The 18,111-nt window shown below is 45.5% G+C and carries 16 protein-coding genes; 10 read left to right on the top strand and 6 right to left on the bottom strand.

The window, feature by feature from the left end; all coding sequences use genetic code 11:
- Positions 1-25: 25 nt before the first annotated feature.
- Positions 26-670: a hypothetical protein gene (locus QUA44_RS02915; RefSeq protein ID WP_333309480.1), complete on the top strand. Its 645-nt coding sequence runs from the start codon at positions 26-28 to the stop codon at positions 668-670.
- A gap of 7 nt (positions 671-677) precedes the next feature.
- Here the strand turns inward: QUA44_RS02915 and QUA44_RS02910 are convergent, their stop codons facing one another.
- Positions 678-953, bottom strand: coding sequence for a hypothetical protein (locus tag QUA44_RS02910; protein WP_333248125.1), 276 nt, complete (start codon positions 951-953; stop codon positions 678-680).
- Positions 954-989: 36 nt separating this feature from the next.
- On the opposite strand from QUA44_RS02910, the gene QUA44_RS02905 reads away from it, so the two are divergent.
- The gene (locus tag QUA44_RS02905; RefSeq protein WP_333248123.1) at positions 990-1,616 is read left to right on the top strand and encodes a DUF3038 domain-containing protein; all 627 of its coding nucleotides are present in this window, start codon (positions 990-992) and stop codon (positions 1,614-1,616) included.
- 3 nt (positions 1,617-1,619) lie between these two features.
- A complete protein-coding gene (locus QUA44_RS02900) occupies positions 1,620-2,792 on the top strand; it encodes a DUF4335 domain-containing protein (protein ID WP_333248121.1) in 1,173 nt (390 codons plus the stop codon).
- Positions 2,793-3,270: 478 nt separating this feature from the next.
- Here the strand turns inward: QUA44_RS02900 and QUA44_RS02895 are convergent, their stop codons facing one another.
- Both QUA44_RS02895 and QUA44_RS02890 read right to left on the bottom strand, forming a co-directional pair.
- Positions 3,271-5,349: an abortive infection protein gene (locus tag QUA44_RS02895; RefSeq protein WP_333276368.1), complete on the bottom strand. Its 2,079-nt coding sequence runs from the start codon at positions 5,347-5,349 to the stop codon at positions 3,271-3,273.
- 5 nt (positions 5,350-5,354) lie between these two features.
- On the bottom strand, positions 5,355-6,026 hold the full coding sequence (locus tag QUA44_RS02890; RefSeq protein ID WP_333248117.1) for a hypothetical protein: 672 nt from the start codon (positions 6,024-6,026) through the stop codon (positions 5,355-5,357).
- Positions 6,027-6,340: 314 nt separating this feature from the next.
- On the opposite strand from QUA44_RS02890, the gene QUA44_RS02885 reads away from it, so the two are divergent.
- Positions 6,341-7,276, top strand: coding sequence for an OmpA family protein (locus QUA44_RS02885; RefSeq protein ID WP_333248115.1), 936 nt, complete (start codon positions 6,341-6,343; stop codon positions 7,274-7,276).
- 412 nt (positions 7,277-7,688) lie between these two features.
- On the opposite strand, the gene QUA44_RS02880 is transcribed toward QUA44_RS02885, so the two are convergent.
- The gene (locus QUA44_RS02880; protein WP_333248113.1) at positions 7,689-8,801 is read right to left on the bottom strand and encodes an AI-2E family transporter; all 1,113 of its coding nucleotides are present in this window, start codon (positions 8,799-8,801) and stop codon (positions 7,689-7,691) included.
- A gap of 190 nt (positions 8,802-8,991) precedes the next feature.
- Between QUA44_RS02880 and QUA44_RS02875 the strand changes: the two genes are divergently transcribed.
- A complete protein-coding gene (locus QUA44_RS02875) occupies positions 8,992-9,948 on the top strand; it encodes an alpha/beta fold hydrolase (protein ID WP_333248111.1) in 957 nt (318 codons plus the stop codon).
- Between the two features lie 55 nt (positions 9,949-10,003).
- Here the strand turns inward: QUA44_RS02875 and cysS are convergent, their stop codons facing one another.
- On the bottom strand, positions 10,004-11,575 hold the full coding sequence (cysS, locus tag QUA44_RS02870; protein ID WP_333248109.1) for a cysteine--tRNA ligase: 1,572 nt from the start codon (positions 11,573-11,575) through the stop codon (positions 10,004-10,006).
- Between the two features lie 71 nt (positions 11,576-11,646).
- On the bottom strand, positions 11,647-12,222 hold the full coding sequence (locus tag QUA44_RS02865; RefSeq protein ID WP_333248107.1) for a Uma2 family endonuclease: 576 nt from the start codon (positions 12,220-12,222) through the stop codon (positions 11,647-11,649).
- A gap of 225 nt (positions 12,223-12,447) precedes the next feature.
- Here QUA44_RS02865 and QUA44_RS02860 point away from each other — a divergent pair, with 225 nt between their 5' ends.
- From QUA44_RS02860 to QUA44_RS02840, 5 genes are all read left to right on the top strand, one after another.
- Positions 12,448-12,798 (top strand): hypothetical protein, encoded by a 351-nt coding sequence (locus QUA44_RS02860; RefSeq protein WP_333248105.1) that lies wholly within the window; start codon positions 12,448-12,450, stop codon positions 12,796-12,798.
- Positions 12,798-13,241 carry an Imm30 family immunity protein gene (locus QUA44_RS02855; RefSeq protein ID WP_333248103.1) on the top strand — a complete coding sequence of 148 codons (444 nt, stop codon included), beginning with the start codon at positions 12,798-12,800 and terminating at the stop codon, positions 13,239-13,241. Before QUA44_RS02860 ends, QUA44_RS02855 begins: the two co-directional genes overlap by 1 nt.
- Positions 13,242-13,326: 85 nt before the next feature.
- Entirely contained in the window at positions 13,327-14,841 is a 1,515-nt protein-coding gene (locus QUA44_RS02850) for an efflux RND transporter periplasmic adaptor subunit (protein ID WP_333248101.1), read from the top strand.
- A 73-nt stretch (positions 14,842-14,914) separates the two neighbouring features.
- Complete coding sequence (locus QUA44_RS02845; protein ID WP_333248099.1) at positions 14,915-16,090, top strand: ABC transporter permease; 1,176 nt, start codon at positions 14,915-14,917, stop codon at positions 16,088-16,090.
- 53 nt (positions 16,091-16,143) lie between these two features.
- Positions 16,144-18,063, top strand: coding sequence for a TolC family protein (locus tag QUA44_RS02840; protein ID WP_333248097.1), 1,920 nt, complete (start codon positions 16,144-16,146; stop codon positions 18,061-18,063).
- Positions 18,064-18,111 lie beyond the last annotated feature (48 nt).

Here is an 18,111-nt window from a genome sequence, read left to right as displayed (position 1 = left end):
ATTGGTTATTGGTGAGTTAGTACCAATGCCCAATGCCCAATGCCCAATTCCCAATTCCCAATTCCCAATGCCCAATGCCCAATGCCCAATTCCCAATTCCCAATTCCCAATTCCCAATGCCCAATGCCCAATTCCCAATTCCCAATTACTAATTACCAAGATTATGAATCATTTAAGCCTTAAATCGCTGGCATTTTACGGGATTGCGATCGGCTCAGTTTCACTGCTGTTTAAAGTAGTAACTGCTTATGGGGAAGCAAATTTAAACGCTCCTCCGGCAATTGCGGGAAATTATCGCTTCGATCCTAACAGTTTGCCCGAATGTCTGAAATCTGATGTTTTGGTATTGACAATCGAGCAATCGGGTGTTTATTTGAGCGGTAATTTGCGATCGGGTACTAACGAGGGCGATCGCGAAAAAAGAGCCGAGGACACACCTTCTCTACATGGCAAATGGGAAACTCAAGGATTGAGTTTGTCGGGTGCGGTTCCTAATTTAACGGGTTGCCGCGATGCCACAGCAACGGGTCAAAACAGTTCTGTTAGAATGCGAGGAATTGTGGAGGGAGAAAGCCTCAAGGGAAAAATTAGTCTAACTGATAAGGCGGGGGCTACTGATTTTACGGCTCAAAAAGAAGCGCCGCCGAAACCCCAGAAGAATGAGCATTGATCGATCCCTATTGGGATCGATAATTGTCACATTCATTGTCAGTTTCCGACTCTGTGATATTAAATCCGGTTAGGTCGGAAGGATGTCGAGGGTGCGATCGTCCCGCTCGCTTTCGGGAACTACAGCGCGACCCTGGAAAAATTATAATTTCAGATACGGGCGATCGAACTCTCGCCGGAACTCGCCCGCGACGGTCGGTTGCTGCTAGATTGTAAAGATATACATAAAAGTCAACGATCGAAATAAAGTATCGCTGAGGAGTCGTCGGTTCTGAATTTGTCATGCCCGATACCCCACATACCCGTATAGTTTGTTTGGAATGGATGTTGCCGTGATCTTAATGCCGTCAGAAACTTCGCTTACCCAGTCAAACCCGTTGATTTTAGACAGTTTGCCAGACTTGTCGCCGAACGATGGCGGGTGTCCCCGCCGGGCCAGATTGCAAATTGACTTGATGTTGCTGGCGATCGAAGCCTTGTATCTCGGAGGTGCCGAAGAAATGCTGGCAGTGTCAAAAGACCTGGAATTGGAATCAATTATCAAAAATCGGGTTGCCCTTTGGCTGATGCGTAATACTAACCCGCTGAGACGCTATACCCAGCGCCGCTCCCTTACCATTGTGGAGGCAAAAGCGCTGGTGGCGATCGCCTGTAATATGGCGCGTAAGTTAACCGCCACAATTCGCCAGTTGCTGCTAGACTCGCAGCAGTTGCGATCGAGAAATATCCCCCTCAGCGAGAACTTGCAGCTTGCCGAGTATTTAGAACGCTTTCGAGCTCATTTTCGATCGCGTATGAACCCCAAGCGATCGCTAGTTGCAGCTTACGATTCCGACGACAAGCTCAACGAACTAGCTTTGAACTTGTTGAGTAAACTGCTATTTTGTACAGGCACAGCCGGAATGCAGCGCTTCTGGGTTAGCCTGTTTGATGGAGAAGTTGAATAAAAAATGACTATTAGGCGTCAGTACAGTCTGCCAAATTGCACCCTAGTTCTAGAAGGGTTGAGCGATGGATCGGCAGCCAGCCAGTTAGATATACGGCCGGTGCTTTCCATATTAATGAGCGCTGAATGCTATGTGAAAGGTCTCGGCGAGCCCCTGACGGGGGGGCGGGAGTTTTTTGAAAGCTTGGTGAGGGCCGTCAGCAGCTACGCCCAAGAATTTATGAGCGGAGTGCATTATCCCGATCGCTACGGCCCGAATGTGGGTATGGTGCAGTTACACAGAATTGACGGGAATTTGCACCGATTGACCGTTCTACCCGCCTCCACAGGCAGCGCAACCCAAATCGATCAAAAAACAGAACTGTCGGCAAAAGTTGATTTGACGACGGTACAGCTATTTGACTTGGTAGAGGCGATCGATCAATTTTTTGCCGACACCCAGACGCTGCCGGAATTGTCGCTGCAATTAACCCCAATTTCCAAGCGTTATATCAAGTCGGCCGAACCTTTGGCGAAGCGGAGTTTGCCTGCTGTCGTGGGGGTGTCGAGTTTGGCTTTGGCGGCGATGGCGTTTTTCTTGGTGCCGGTGCCGGAAGTCCAGCGCCAGAGAGATCCGGTGCCGCAGCCCAATCCAGCGGGCCAGAATCAGGGGACGCGGAATCCGGGCGGATCGGGTTCGCCTAATCCCAATCCCACGCCTCCTGCTGACGGTTTGCTGCCTGGGAATAGGACTCCGAATACTGAACCGAGTTCGCCGACTCCGAACTCCGCGCCGCAGTCGGAGGCTTCACCTAGTGCCACACCGCAGTCGAACACTTCGCCGGAAAGCACGCCCCGTCCTGTTTCTGAAGGTTTGGCAAGCCCTGATGCTGCAGCCGTGCCGATTACCGATCCGGCAGAAATCGAGCTGTTGAAGGGCCAACTTTCCCAGCAAATTGACGGAGTTGTGAAAAATCAGCCTGCTGTTGATGCGGAGTTGGTTTATCGGGTGAGTGTGGCCCAAGACGGCGCGATTGTCGGTTACAAGTCCGAGAATTCCGCAGCAGTCGATCGATCCGAAGCGCCGTTGTCGGAGTTGCTTTACAAACCGATTGGCACCAGGCCACCTGCAGAACCGCTGGCTGATTTCCGAGTAGTTATTGCACCTGGGGGCACTGTTGTAGTCACTCCTTGGTAAGAGTGAATAATTACTCGGCGGTTGAAACCGCTACTACACAAACAAAGTCCGCCTTCGCGGACTAAGAAATAAGCCGGATTTGGTATTAGTTATATCTCACATCTTGCACCATTCTCAAGAACGGGCAAGATGCCCGTTCCACAAAAGATAAATTTTCTTGTGGAACAGGCATCTTGCCTGTTCATAAAAGGCTAATTGATACCATTTCTCTAAAATCGTGCAACACTCTTCGACCCCCCCTAGCCCCCCCTTGCAAAGGGGGGGAACAAGAATACTGTTGCATTCTTTTTTAAAATTGGTATGACAATGGTGCAACCTATGAGTTATATCCCTTTTTCACGAAAGAGTTTTGCAGCTTTTTCTAAGTCTTATACCAAATCGGGCTTAAATGCCTCTCGATCTCTTAGTCTGCGGAGGCAGACTTTGTTTTTATAGTAGCGATTTCAATCGCCGAATCATCTACAAACCGATTGCTGATTCAAAGCCCTGTAGGTGCGATCGGCTCAATATCTGGGTCAAATCCCCCGACTTGATTGGTGCGAATTATCCACAAAAATTCTCCCTGTTTTAAGAGAATTTTGGCGATTTCATCTTGGGTGCGCCTGGGCAGCATTGTTCGGTAACTAATAGCAGTTTTTATCAGGGTTACTATACCAGCAAAAAAGGTTTTTTTCAGTTCAGAATCAATCCCCGCCAATCTCGAATTTTTCCGCCAATCTGGACGGACAATGCCGAGGGGCATTAATACTTTTTCTAAACTCTCTCCTAAAGCCAGCAACTGCTGAAATCTTTGAGTTTGTGCGTGGGTGGGATGTGTTTTCAGCCAGTCTTGAATCTGAGGATTTGACTCGATTTCGGAAGTGATTTTTTTAATTGTCGCGTAAATTGCCTGACTTGAATCTTGCACGCAAGAAGTTGCTGGCGTGACTAAACTTGCGCCGGTGCCGTCTCCGCTGCGGTAGCGGGCCATCATGATATCTAGTTGCTGGTTTAATTCGGTTAAAGGCGACAAGGTGATGCCGCCAAAATCGTAGTCGCAACACACGCAGTCTAATTTACAGATGATATCGCAAACCGGGCGATCGCCCAACCAGCCGCGCTGCAAGTCTCCCATGTAGCTTTGCCATTTGCTGGAACCGGCGACAATTCCGTCGGGATTGTGGGCGTAAACTTGTTTGTATTCTATGTCAAAACGCAGTTCGCTGGTAAAGCGATCGCGCACTACTTTTGCTACTCCCAAAGCAAAATGTCCGGTGACAATTCCCAGCGGTGGCCGTTCGCCTTTTTTGCCACCTATACCCCCGAAACTGTGAATCACTATCCCGATATCTCCTTCTTGCCAAGGAGAGATGGAATCGTTTTCTGTAGCATCATTTGGGGTTAACAATACTCTTTTTGCTTGCCCTTTTTGGGCGGGTGTATTTTCCCAAGTTTTGCTGTTTAAATAAGCGAGAGATTTTTTCAGTCCTAAATGTGTTTCATCTGGTGTTAATTGGGCAATTTTACGGGGTTCGATTGCCTCTACTACAAATATACTGTCTTCGTCTCTTTCGCCGTAAATATACCAGCCGTCTGGATTTAATGGCGATTGTTCGATCAGGTGATTGGTAGACCTCGCTACGCCATTTTTGTCTGGCTGTACTTGTGGAATCCGAATGATTTCGGCTGCGCCGTCAAATTGTTGAGATGTTTTGTTGAAATGCCGGACAATAAATTTGTCGCTGTCGGGTTCTTTTCTCTGTAAAATTGAGACTAAGGCGCAGAAACGTCCGATAATTTGTACTGGTTCGCGATCGATCGTGAGTTCCTGGCGATCGCTGCTGCTATAATTAACCGCAATCACGGGTCTGCGTAGCATCACAGTCACACTGTCTTCGAGTCTGCTGCCTGCTAGAGTTTCTAAAGGGCCGACATTTCGCCAGCCGTTCAATCTATCTGGATGGATGTTGCCAGATTTTTGACTTTTTTTAGTTTCTTGTGTGAAGTTTATATCTTGACTGACTGCGTGGACAAAAAACTGTACTTCGCGATTTGTACTCCACTTCAAAAATGCTGTTTTGCCAATGAAAGTTTTATATTTTTTGGGGGCATTTATTACTTCAAAAAACACTGAACCGTAGGGCTGGCGCTGTTCGTTTGAGGGCAAAATTAAGCGCCCGTGCCAAAGGGCTATCGGCTTGTATAGATAGGCAACCGCTGCTGAATTTTCGCAGATTATATCGGGTTCAAGCGCTTTTGAAATATCGCTTTTGCCTCCAAAAATAGTAGCAGTTAACTTGCCGTCACTTTCTACGAATCGGGGTTCTAAAAAAACCTTTTCAGGTGGTGAAATATTAGCGGTTAAATGACCAGTGTTTCTTGTGAACAAGCGTCTCAAAAAAAGACTGTTGTTTTCCAATTTTGCCTGCAACCAATTGAAAAAAATGCGAATAAAAATAAACGCTGTTAAACCCAAAACAACAGCTAAAATAATCAGCCCCAGGGTCAAAATGAATTGGTTGAAAGACTGACCTGACACTAAAAAAATTGTTGGCCCGATCAAAGAAAATGCCGCCATAATATCTAAAAACGAGTTTTAGGTTCGATCCAGTCTGTGCTGGCTTGACTGCCGAAAACTAGGGGTTTGTCCTCGGTGACAGGTACCGTTTGCCCTGTCATATCCACTGCACACAGAGGCCAAGATCGATCGCCCAAATTGCCTGCGCGGAACAGAACTTTTCCGGGACAAACTTGACTCCAACCCAACAATACAGCATGAGTGTAAAGACTGCGAGCGGGAGCAACGGTATAAGTGTAATTATCATTTTTGTCCCAAATGACACCGTAGTCGGACATATCCGAAGAGTTGAAAAGTGCTTCAAATTCGCGGGCGAGAATGCGGGAACCGTCTTGATTCCAAGAAACAGGCACTAAAATGGCGATCGTCCCGGACATATCTGTATCATCGCTAGCATACATCCCGCTTTCCGCCAGTGGCGAAGCAGCCGCCACTGTTTGCAGTTCGCCGGTTTTGAGATTTTCGACAAACATGACGCTGCTAACCCGACACCGGGCAAATTCCGGCTGTACTTGCAACTCAATTCGACTGTAAGCTGCGTATTGGCCGTTAGTTGAAACTAGGGAAGGGCTGCGATAGTAGCGCAGCCCTGTGCCGACGCTGGAGCTCACTTTAGCATGAGTGGCACTAATCCATTCCCAAGGAACGGGATAAGGGCTATTTAAAGGGTCGGTCATCGGTTTTTTCCCCAAAAGTTCTACCACATTATCTAACAGATTCAGCCTTACACGCAGGGGACTAGAAACCCGGTTTCTTCCTCGATGCTTCGCCGCCCAACCCCAGATTTGTAGAAACCGGGTTTCTTTTTTAGATTTTAGATTAGAGGACAAATCTCAAATCTCAAATCTCAAATTTCAAATCGACAGACAAAGGTGGCAAGGTCTGCTAACTTAATTTAGTTGGTAACAGAACTTAACTCAAGTCCTATGAAAATCCAATAGGTAAGATAGTATCGAAATTAATCTGGTATGTGTACCGAGAGGGAGGAAAAATGCCGCCATCTTTTAACCAAAAACCTTCAATCCCCCCGACTCGCGTCTCCAAGTCGCGGGGAAAAGGTTTGCTTGTACTGTCGCTGATTTTTCGACTGCTGCTGCTGGGGGTGGGCAGCGGTTTTGCGTGGGTTTTGGGGATGGCGATCGCTCAATTTTATCCGTCAGGCGCGACGGAAATGCCGCTGGCAGAGAGATTGCTGCGTGTAACTCAAAATTTGACCTCCAGCCCGAAACGCGCCCCAGCAACGCCAATTCCGGCGCTCCCGCCACCAACGGCTACACCGACTCCCCAGTCAAAAGTCAGTCCTGCCCAGAGAGAGAAATTGCAGTCGGATTTGAGACAGTTGCAGGGCGAACTCAACGCGCTAATTGGTCGCACGGCGGCTTTGGAGAGTCAGTTGGGCAGCAGCCGCCCGACGGAAAGTTTGGAAAAGCGGTTGCAGTTGATGTCGCGGGAATTGGCGACGCCGGAAACGGTGGCAAGTCTTGCCCCTGCTTTACCGGCGATCGGCAGCAGCCCGAGTCTGAACCCTGAAACGGTAAATACTGCCCCACAGAATGCCAATAATCCGGTGTTTGGGGGGGATGGGCTGATGGTAACTCTGCCCAGCGATGTTTTGTTTGATACTGGCAGCATTTCTTTGCGCGCGGGAACAAGTGCGATTTTGGACAATTTGGTGGCGGAGTTGGGCAATCACGAGGGGGCAACTGTGCGGGTTGCGGGGCACACTGATGACGCGGGGGAAGCGGCGGATAATCGCAATGTGTCGTTTGCCCGGGCTCAGGCGGTGGTGCAGTATTTGTCTGGTGTACTCGGTCAGAAGTATCATTGGGTGGCGATCGGCTATGGGGAAAGTAGCCCTTCGGTGGATAATAGTTCTGATACTAATCGGCAGCGCAACCGCCGCATTGAAGTGGCAATTAGTCCTTAGTTTTTAGTCATCAGTCATTAGTTATTAGTCAGCGGACTTGTAGATATTGTTGCAGTGTCAATGGTAGCGATCGAATAATTGGAGTCATATCACATCCGGTTGAACCGGAATGATTTAACCGCAGAGGACACAGAGCACACAGAGGAAGAGAAGAGAGAGATGAATAATTCCGATGCCACCAACGGATTTGATATCAAACGGCTTCTGGGATGTTAAAATTGCTGTTGTGAATTTAATATTAAACCTGGTAACTACGGAATTATACCCAAGTACGAGCGGAAATGCGATCGGTCACGTAAGCGCTGAACTCCGAAAATTATTATTCCGATGCCAACAGAAACGATATAAATTTTATGTTTCAATTCCCTACTCCCCCTCTCCCTTACTCCCCTTCTCCTCTTCTCCCCTGCTGTCACGCCGAAGGTGTAAGAGGTGGCAAGTCAGAATTATTTTTAGCCTGATCTATTGCCTCTCTATGTTCGCTCCTAAGTTTGGGTTTTAAATACAAGTTTTCAATCAAAGCTGCCACTCCCGCAAACCAAGGTGGCACAATTACAGCTCCAATAATTCCTAATACTTGAACGCCTCCCAATACAGAAAGCAATTGATATAAAGGATGCACACCAACCGATGAACCAACCAGCAAAGGATCGAGGACGTAAGTTTCTAAATTCTGGATGATTACAAATAACAGTAATACCCACAAAAGTACCCAGCCACCTTTAGCTAATGCTACGATTAATGCTGGTACTGCACCCAAAACTGGGCCGATGAAGGGAATCAGGTTGGTAACGCCTGCGATCGCACCTAAGCCTAAAGCAAACTCCGGCATTCCCAAAACGCTCAAACCTGTGGTAATAAATATCCCTAAAATTCCCGAAACTAACACCCGTCCCCGAATATAACTCCCCATTCTTTGACCGATGGGAGTTGCTTGGGCGGCTAATCTTTCATCCCAAGGTTTCGGGAAAAACTGCACCAAACTTTTAATTAATGTGTTGCTATCGGCTACCATGTAACCGGAAATAAATAATGCTAAAACTAAACTGAAGACCCCGCCTAGAATGCCTCTCGTTAAACTGTACGATCGCAAAACCAGTTGTTGACTCGATCGAATCAGCCAATTAGTCAGCGATTGAGTGTCTACCAACTGACCTACCAAGGTTGGGGCATCGTCGGTTAGGCGACTCAATACATTAGTTGCCACTGTTCGCAAACTTTCGACATACAGTGGTAACTGCCGCAGCAGTAACTCTATTTGTTCGATGACCGTGGGCCCGATTAACACTACCGTCCCGCTAAATCCGCCGATGAGAGTTAAATAAACCATAATCACCGCCAGCCAGCGGGGAACCCGCATGGTTTCGGCCCAATTCACGATCGGGACGATGGAAGCGGCCAGCACGACTGATATCATCAGAATTACTAGCAGGCTGCGTAATTGCCACAGCAGCACTAGCAGCAAGGACGATGCTACAATGAGCAGCAAGTTTGGTATAGAAATGGTAATCCGCTGTTCTGACATGATTAAATAATAAAGGTTTGTAGTTGCGATCGCACGATCGAAGAATGACCAGTTTATTTATCCCGTAGTCTAAGAGGGCGGGTTTATCTATCTCTTGATTTACCCAAATATTTATGGTAAAACCCGCCCCTACTTATATTATAATAAAATTTAAGATTTGCACAAAAAATTGAACTATTCAAAATTTTCTATGGAACCGCAATATTCAACCCAAGATTTGTCCACCCTTTCGTCTATAAAGTCACCAACGCTGTTTTACGAATGGCAAAATTATCGCTGTGCTTATGATGTTTATAACCCAACTACTGCGACAGAAGATAGCATCCCTTTGTTATTGATTCATCCGATTGGAGTTGGATTGTCAAGAATCTTTTGGCATAGATTTTGTGAGAGTTGGTACAAAGCAGGGAACACTAATCCGATTTACAATCCCGACCTTTTGGGCTGCGGAGATTGCGAAATGCCTGCTGTGGCTTGCTATCCAGACGATTGGGCGGCCCAGTTGCAGTTTTTCTTGGAGACTGTAGTGAAAAAACCTGCGATCGTCCTCGTGCAAGGTGCTTTACTGTCAGTAGGCTTGGCTTTAGCAAAAATGCAGCAGGAAAGCGGCTCAAATTTAATTCGTGGCTTAGTTCTCGCAGGGCCTCCAGCTTGGGCGGTGATGAACAAACATTCGACAGAGAGACAGCAAAGAATCGTTTGGAATTTGTTAGATTCTCCCTTGGGAAACGCTTTTTACCGCTACGCCAGACGCGCTGAGTTTTTGCGTTCTTTTTCCATCAAACAACTGTTTGGCGATGCGGCAAAAGTTGACAGCGAATGGTTGGATGCTTTGCAGGCTGGGGCGGCGAATCCTGACAGTCGGCACGCGGTTTTCTCGTTTTTAGCGGGGTTTTGGCGCCAGGATTATAGCAGTACGATTCAAAAGTTCGATCGCCCCGTACTCGTTGTCATGGGAGAAAAAGCCTCAAGCATCAGTCAATCGGGTAAAGAAGAAAAACCAGAGGAAAGATTAGCGCAATATTTGGCTAACTTTCCCAACGCAGAGGGTTTGTTAATGCCGGGGCGCAACGTTTTACCCTACGAATCAACCCCAGAATTTGTCGGCGCGGTTGCCGAATTTGCAAATAAGTTAAAAAACAACTAAAATCCGCACACATCCGCGTTAATCCGCGTGCATCTGCGGTTGCAAACTCTAAATTTTAACCGCGATGCCAAATAGTTGTACCATCCTTTTGGTCAATCAAAGTAATTCCCTTATCCTTAAGTTGATTGCGAATTCGATCGCCCTCAGCAAAATCCCTAGCTATCCGCGCATCTTTCCGCCGCTGAATCATCACCTCAATCTCCCCATCACTCAAACCGCCAACCGCATCATCGCTGTCAGCTTCCGGCTGAACTTCCAACCCCAAAACCCCCGCCAAACTCACCAAAGTCAGCCAATGAAGCTGCAACAATTCCGGCGATGTGTCAGTTTTGCCTTGATGCACCAAAATATTGCTTTCCTTACCCAATTCCTTAGCCAATTCAAACAAAACAGCCAAAGCAGCCGGAGTATTGAAATCATTATCCATCGCGGCTTGAAACTGCTGCACAGCATCGGTATCTTGTCCGGTTTTCTCAACATCCCAACTCAGTTTATCGGCATATCGGAGCCCAAAAAGCAAGCCTTCATTGATTGTATTCCAGCCATTTCTAGCAGAGGCGATCGCCTCTTCGGTAAAATCAATTTGACTGCGATACTGCGCCATCAAAACAAACAGCCTCACCGCCATCGGTTCCACCGCTTTTGACTTGTCGCTTCCTTCATTTTTACTCCCCCCCTTACCAAGGGAGTCTTCACTCTTACTCCCCCCCTTACCAAGGGGGGGCTGGGGGGGGTTAGATTCCAAATCACCCGACCAATTCCCCTCCAACAAATCGCGAATAGTAATAAAATTGTGCAAAGATTTCGACATCTTTTTGCCGTTGACAGTCACAAAAGCATTGTGCATCCAATAATTAGCCAGAGACTTACCAGTCGCGGCTTCAGATTGAGCAATTTCGTTTTCGTGGTGCGGAAAAGTTAAATCGGAACCGCCGCAGTGAATGTCAATAGTTTCACCCAAGCAATCGCGCACCATAGCCGAACATTCAATGTGCCATCCGGGGCGACCTTTTCCCCAAGATGAATCCCAAAAAGGTTCGCCTGGTTTTGCACTTTTCCACAGGGCAAAATCTGATGAATCTTGCTTTTTTTGAGCTTCTATTTCGGCATTTTCTAATCTGCCGCTAGCCCCTGCTTCCATTTCTTCCAATTTGCGGCCGGAAAGTTTTCCGTAGTTGTCAAACTTGCGGACGCTGTAGTAAACGTCGCCGCTGGAAGCATAGGCAAAGCCTTTGTTTTCTAATTCGTGAATCAGCCGTTTTATGCCGTCCATTGAGTGTGTGGCGCGGGGATATTCATCGGCCCTGAGAATATTCAGCTTGTCCATATCTACAAAATATTCGTCGATGAAGCGTTTCGCCACGGCTTCCATTGTGGAATTTGTTTCGCGGGCGCGATCGAGAATTTTGTCGTCAATATCTGTAAAATTCTGCACGTAGCGCACATCGTATCCCCGCGACATCAGATATCGGCGCACCATATCCCAAACAATGTAGGCGCGGGCGTGGCCGACGTGGCAGTAATCGTATACCGTAACGCCACAGCAATACATCCGCACTTTTGGGGGTTCGAGGGGTTCAAAAGGTGATTCGCGACGGGTTAAGCTGTTGTAAAGCGTTAGGGGCATGGGATTTGAGATTTGGGATTGACGTACTGCTCTAATTTATTATATTGCTGTTGGTGAATCTTTCGGTGTCACTACCAAACATCTGTTAAATCTAAGACAAATCCTGGTAACACATCTTCCCCTGACAAAGTGCTGGGATTATCTAATATTTCCACATCCTGATTTTGTCTGTATATTTCGACTTTCTTATTTTTGCGATCGATTAACCATCCCAAACGCGCACCATTTGCGATGTATTCTCGCATTTTTTCTCGCAATGGTTCCATGTTGTCAGATTTAGAGCGCAATTCTACAACAAAATCCGGACAAAGGGGAGCGAAGCCTTCTTGTTGTTTGGGTGTGAGAGTTTGCCACCGTTCTAATTTAACCCAGGAGGCATCTGGGGAGCGATCGGCCCCATTGGGCAGTTGAAAACCAGTAGAAGAATCAAATACTACTCCTAGCTTGGTTTGGCGATTCCACTGCCAGAGTTGTCCTGACACATCTTGGTTGCGTTTGCCTGTATCGCTTCCTGTGGGGGGCATAACAATTAATTCTCCTGTAGCTGTTCTCTCTAGTCTTAACTCACGGTTGACGGCAGCAATTTGCTGGAACTGTTCGTGAGTTACTTTGAAGGTTTGGGGAATGGTAATGGTAGTTTTGAGCATATTGTGCGGCCTCGCGATCGGCTATCACCTATTCTATTGTGTCACAAAAGCTTGCAAGGTTATATCGGCTTTTTAAAATAACCTTGTACTAATTATACAAAGCTTTGCTATTCCTTCATGATAAAATTATGAAATATTGCGTAGCTGAAATATGTACGAGAAAAGATCGTAAATAACATACCTCAACTACTTCTAGGAGAAGGCGCTGTCGGACGCTACGATCGGTTGCTGCAAACTGGACGTAGAGGCGATAATCTAACACCGCACCACATTCCTTCTAATGCGTTTATGGCTGCAAAAGTTCCTGGCTACACCAAAGGCATGGGTATTGCTATGATGATGGAACACCCTATGCCTGGTCAGGGAGGTCGTCATCGCCAAACTATATCTTATGGACAATCCCCCAATCTCAGTGTTTCCCCAAGAAATGTACTGGCTAGAGAGATTAGGGATGCACGATCGATTTATCGCCGTCAGGGACTTTACAGCTCAGAGATTAGACGCAGCTTACAGGAAGTTATCCGGTTGAATGAATTAGTTTGGTCGAGAATTTTTGACAAGGAAGGTAATAGCTGATGAAAGAAAATATCTGGATTAACATTTTAGAAATAAATAAATTGATGCGATCGCCTGATGAATTGACAGCTTTTGAAAATGCTTTAGCCTCACTTGCCAATCATCCTCAAAATGAAGATTTGCCAAAGTTGCATCTGATTTTAGACGATCGCTGCGAACAACCAGAAGTCATGTTTGGTTTGATTCATTTTCTAGAATCTTTTGATGTGTCAGCACAGATTCAAGCGTTTGTTACAGTTGTACCGCAATTAATGCTCGTTGCTTCGGAATGGACGAGAATCCTCCACGGCCGCATTTTAAATGATGATGATGCTTGTGGTTTGTATCGAGATATTTTGCATTCATTGAACTCCCAAGAACCTAATTTTGTTCGTCAATTGCTGGAAGAAAGTGCTAGTTATCATTTAAACAAGCGGGAGCCAAAATTAGAGTTAGCTAGGTAAGGACGTTTTTAGGCAACAGCAAAATCTGTCAAAGGGTGATCGCGCACGCTTAACAGTTATTTACAGTTTGTAGGGGGAGTTGACAGTGAAATATAAAGAAAACAATAGTTTCAAAACAGGAGTCAAATGGCTACTGTGGTCGAGTTTTCTCACTCTAGGCATCGGCGGCGGCTTATTTGCCTATGGGTTATATCAAAATCGACCTCCCGAACCCATAGGAGTGCGCTTGATACCCGTCAAACTTGGCGATATTGAAGATACGCTTAATGAAAGCGGCACTATTGAATTGGCTGGTCAACAAACTCTTAAATCTCCCGTTGATGCTACTGTTGATGAAGTGTTAGTAAAAATCGGGCAAAATATCACATCGGGTCAGAACTTAATCACTCTTCGTAATCCCGAAAAACAAACAATTCTTAGCAAGCAAGAGTTGGAGATTCAAAAAGAAAAACTCACTCTAGAAAGCTTACGCCAAAAACTTGTCGCAGCCCAGGAAACGCTCAGTATCGCCCAAGGGAGACTTCAAAATTATAAATCCGGGCCAAATAACGAATTATTAGAAATTAAAAAACAGGAAATTGCCTTAGCAAATAATCGCAAAAAAGTTGTTGACGCTGAGGTGGTTTTGGCTGCTGCTGAGCGGAAACTTACCGAGCAAAAAGCATTATTTGAAAGAGGTTATATTTCGGCAGATGACGTGCGCTCCCAAGAAGACGAAGTTCGCAAAGCTAAAGTCAGTTTACGAGAGGCACAGTCTCGAATCAACACCGATTTGCTCGACCTCAAAAGTCGGCAAATTCAGCGACAAGATAAAGAGCAAGGACTTCAGGAACAAGTGATCGCTGCTCAGTCAGGAGTGCGACAAGCTCAGTTAGAGGTTGCTAGAAGTAGCCCCGCTCTCCAAAGCTCTCTGCTTGAGTACCGAAAAAAAGAACAGGAACTAAAAAACAATATGGTGACTGCATCTATTGATGGCAAGGTACTTAATATTCAAGTTAAAAATGGCGACGGAGTGCCGCAGGGAACAGAGCTTTTGACATTAGGCGACCCTTCACAAGAACTGGTAAAACTACAGCTTTCTACGCTCAATGCTGCTAAAGTTAGACCCAAGCAGTTCGTCCGTATCAGCATTATTGGCCCCAATTCTAAGCAGTTTTCAGGAAGAGTAGAAAGCTTGTATATTCTTGCTAAAAGTGGTGATAGTAAAGGAAATGACGGCTCTAATCAAGGCAGTCAACCAACGGTTCCTGCAACAGTAAGACTCGATGCTCCAACCCGGACTTTGATTCCAGGGAGTCAAGTGAATGTGGAGATAATTTTGCAGCAGCGCCAGAAGGTAGTAGTTTTGAATACGGAGGCAATTGTGCGATCGGAGTCTAAGCCTTTTGTGTGGATTCGTGACAGTCAAGGTAAAGCTCAGAAACGGTCAGTTACACTAGGTTTAGAAGGGTTAACTCAGGTAGAAGTAACTTCGGGTTTGCTGCCAGGTGACAGTGTTGTGATACCCCCTCCTGAACCTTCCTTAAAGCCAGGAACTCCTATTCAGGAAGAAAAAACAACTAAAAAGAAAGAAAAAACAGAGGGTGATGATCTGGAATAAAAATTAAAGAGTAGGATCAAATTAGCTAATTTTATTAATGTACGAAATGTTGATTTTTGATTTTTAATTACTTATGAGCCTTTCTCCTTTAGACCTCCTCCGCCTTACTTGCATTTCCCTAAGTGGCAATCTTTTGCGATCTGTCCTAACTACCGTTGGAGTTTTTATGGGTGTAGCTGCGGTCAGCGCAACGCTGCAAGTTGGCAACATTAGCCGCGCCGTGATTGCCAAGCAATTAGCTGAGAGAGAAGCCCCTCAAGTGCGAATCTTTATGTGGGGTGACACAAGCTTGAAATTAGAAGATATGGAATTTTTGCGGCAAAGGCTGAAAGGAATTCGGGCGATTAGCGCCGAAAATTGGTTTGGATTTAATGACAATAAAGTTATATTTCAGGCGCAAACAGCGGAACCTAATATGGTCGCGGTTTCTCAAGATAATTTATTGACATCGGGGCGGCGATTAATGACGGGGCGTTTTTTTTCCCGTAGTGATTTTGCTGACTATCGACCCGTAGTAGTAATCGATGAATGGCTGGGATCGCTACTTTTTACAGGTGACATGGAACCTGTAGGTCAGCGCATTTATGTTGACCGCAGACCTTATATTGTGATCGGCGTGATGGAGAGTAAGCAAGATTCTTCGGAAAAACCAACAGGTGAAATGTTGGTGTCGATGTCGGTTTACAAGGCTATAACAGGGAGCCAGAGAATTAACTCAATTTCGGTGCGCCCTTACAATCTCAAAGATATTAAAGGGATGGAAAAGCAGGCCAAAAAGGTTTTGAAGCAGCGCTTTCCCCAGGCAGAGGTTTATGTTAGCAACAATGTTAAGAAAATTTTGGAGCAGCAGGAAACTCTGGAGCTCTCTTCGCGGGGACTATTGGCGGTGGGGGTAATTTCGCTGCTGGTGGGAGGTATTGGTATTGCTAATATTACGATCGCGGCGGTGATGGAACGTACCCCCGAAATTGGTTTGAGACGTGCGATCGGGGCTACTCAGAGAGATATAATGTTGCAGTTTATTCTAGAAGCAGTAATTCTGAGTTTAGCGGGGGGAATTGCTGCTATTGTGACGGTACACGGGTTAACGGTGGTGGTAGCGGATGTTTTTAAGTTGCCTTATAAATTTGACAGCAACACAGCAGCTTTGGCTCTAGGAGCGGCATTAGCGGTGGGTGTAGGAGCTGGATTTTTCCCGGCTCTGCGAGCTAGTCAACTCGATCCTGTTAAGGCGCTGCGTCAAGGGTAGTCATCCCGTAGGAAATCGCCATAGAATTACTTGCAGAAATCACTGGAGTTAGCATGACTGAGCAACCGCACGAAGATTATCTCCCAAATAGCGATTCCCCTGCTCGCTACGAGATTCCTTGGATATTTCGTTTTAGCCTAGTTATGGTTGCAAGCTGTGGGCTATTGGCGATATTTGCTGTAGCTTTTAAGTCTAGTTCAACAGTCAAAACTGATGTTAGCTCTAAATCGGCGATCGCGCGCAAAATTTTGCCAGTTCCCACTGAAAAATATCTCCCACACATCCAAAATCTATCGCAAAATCAGGCGCTCATTAAACCCCCAAATCAGAGAGAAACGCTAACTACAAACCAGAGAATAGTTATTCCTCAATTCCCCGACGAAAATCCAACAAGTAAAATCAAACACTCACCCATTCCCCATTCCCAATCCCCAATTCCCAATTCCCAAGTATTAACAACTTCTACTCAAAAAAAAACTGGTCAACCAGAATCAATAGTAATTTCTGAAGCTCCACCAAATCCAGAAATAACAGCAGAACCAATACCTGAAAATACCCAAAATCCAACTATTCAACAGCAATCTATAGCGGATGAATTAGGGGTTGAACTGACACTACCAGAAGTTGTGTTTTTAGGCTTAGAAAACAACAGAGATATCAAAAATAAATACCTAGAACGCATCGCCCAAAAACAAGATTTAGCCGTAGCAGAAGGCTTATTTGTCCCTAGTTTTACACCGAAACTGTCCGTGTCATCAATTCGTTGGAGGAATGGGGGAAGAGTCGCCACTACTGGCGAAGTCGATTTATCTGCCCAGGTGAGTGTCAAAATTCCCACAGGAGGAAATATAAGTTTTGTTTGGAGTAGTAAACAAGGACAAGATGCGAATGGTTTTGGCATTAATAGTGAAGGTTCTTTAAGTCAAAATCTAACGTTAAATTTTACCCAACCTCTGTTAAGGGGAGCTGGAGTTGCTGTCAATCGAGCACCAATTGAGATTGCTCGCCTGAGTGAAAAAAGAAATATTCTTAGTTTGAAATCGAGGCTAATTGAGACAATTACTGAAGTGATTTTAACCTATAGAGAGTTGATTAAGGCTCAGGAACAAGTTAAAATTTCACAAAGTTCTCTGGAAATTGCCCGTCAAGAATTGCAGACTAATCAGGTTTTGATTGAGGCAGGAAGGCTAGCAAAAGTTGATATTTTTACAATTGAAAAAGCTGTGGCAGATCGGGAAGTGACAGTATTAGCTAGTGAGGAGCAACTGAAGAAGGCAAGATTAGCACTGCTGCAAGTTATAGACCTCGATCGCAATCTTAATATAATAGCAAGAGAAGATGCGGCTGTACAGACTAACCCTCTGGATTTCGATAATATTTTACCATTAGCTCTGTCAAATAGTCCTGATTATTTACAAGTACAGCTCGACCGGGAAATCGCTAAATATAACTTGTTCGTAGCGGACAATAATCGAAAATGGAAATTGGATGTAAATGCAAGTATTAATAATAATAATAATAATGCTACTAATCTTTCAGACAGCAGCTCGGATTTGAGAGCGGGACTGGTTTTGACTCGCGAATTTGGAAATAGAGGAATTGAGCGAGATTTTCAGAATAGTCGTGTTAAGCTATTACAAGCTGAGAATATGTTAAAGGAGTCCAATCAAAAGCTAGAATTTGAGGTCAGAAATGCAATGAGAGATATAAATTTGAATCTTAAGCAAGTAGAACTAGCTCAAAGGTCAAGGGAGTTAGCGCAAAAGCAATTAGAAATAGAGCAAGACAAGAGAAGATTGGGAGTGGGAACTTCTCGGAGTATCGATATTGTGACTTTTCAGAAGGATTTAATAGAGGCTAGAAATGCAGAAGTTAATGCGAGGATTGCCTATTTTAATGCTTTGACAAATCTTGATAAAATAATAGGTACTACTTTGGAGACTTGGCAGGTGAGGATTGAAAATGAACAATGATGTTAGTTAGTTGTTATCGGATTGAATGAGACTTGTCAGTAATTCCCA

This window comes from Microcoleus sp. N9_A2, assembly GCF_036701775.1.
Taxonomy (GTDB): Bacteria; Cyanobacteriota; Cyanobacteriia; order Cyanobacteriales; family Microcoleaceae; genus Microcoleus.
The sequence above is the reverse complement of the archived record's forward strand: the minus strand, read 5'-3'. Positions and strand labels throughout refer to the sequence as shown.

What these genes read in the sequence shown, in the direction of transcription:
- QUA44_RS02915 (WP_333309480.1), top strand. Translation starts at nt 26, where the DNA reads ATGCCCAATGCCCAATGCCCAATTCCCAATTCCCAATTCCCAATGCCC.
- QUA44_RS02910 (WP_333248125.1), bottom strand. Translation starts at nt 953, where the DNA reads ATGACAAATTCAGAACCGACGACTCCTCAGCGATACTTTATTTCGATC.
- QUA44_RS02905 (WP_333248123.1), top strand. Translation starts at nt 990, where the DNA reads ATGGATGTTGCCGTGATCTTAATGCCGTCAGAAACTTCGCTTACCCAG.
- QUA44_RS02900 (WP_333248121.1), top strand. Translation starts at nt 1,620, where the DNA reads ATGACTATTAGGCGTCAGTACAGTCTGCCAAATTGCACCCTAGTTCTA.
- QUA44_RS02895 (WP_333276368.1), bottom strand. Translation starts at nt 5,349, where the DNA reads ATGGCGGCATTTTCTTTGATCGGGCCAACAATTTTTTTAGTGTCAGGT.
- QUA44_RS02890 (WP_333248117.1), bottom strand. Translation starts at nt 6,026, where the DNA reads ATGACCGACCCTTTAAATAGCCCTTATCCCGTTCCTTGGGAATGGATT.
- QUA44_RS02885 (WP_333248115.1), top strand. Translation starts at nt 6,341, where the DNA reads ATGCCGCCATCTTTTAACCAAAAACCTTCAATCCCCCCGACTCGCGTC.
- QUA44_RS02880 (WP_333248113.1), bottom strand. Translation starts at nt 8,801, where the DNA reads ATGTCAGAACAGCGGATTACCATTTCTATACCAAACTTGCTGCTCATT.
- QUA44_RS02875 (WP_333248111.1), top strand. Translation starts at nt 8,992, where the DNA reads ATGGAACCGCAATATTCAACCCAAGATTTGTCCACCCTTTCGTCTATA.
- cysS (WP_333248109.1), bottom strand. Translation starts at nt 11,575, where the DNA reads ATGCCCCTAACGCTTTACAACAGCTTAACCCGTCGCGAATCACCTTTT.
- QUA44_RS02865 (WP_333248107.1), bottom strand. Translation starts at nt 12,222, where the DNA reads ATGCTCAAAACTACCATTACCATTCCCCAAACCTTCAAAGTAACTCAC.
- QUA44_RS02855 (WP_333248103.1), top strand. Translation starts at nt 12,798, where the DNA reads ATGAAAGAAAATATCTGGATTAACATTTTAGAAATAAATAAATTGATG.
- QUA44_RS02845 (WP_333248099.1), top strand. Translation starts at nt 14,915, where the DNA reads ATGAGCCTTTCTCCTTTAGACCTCCTCCGCCTTACTTGCATTTCCCTA.
- QUA44_RS02840 (WP_333248097.1), top strand. Translation starts at nt 16,144, where the DNA reads ATGACTGAGCAACCGCACGAAGATTATCTCCCAAATAGCGATTCCCCT.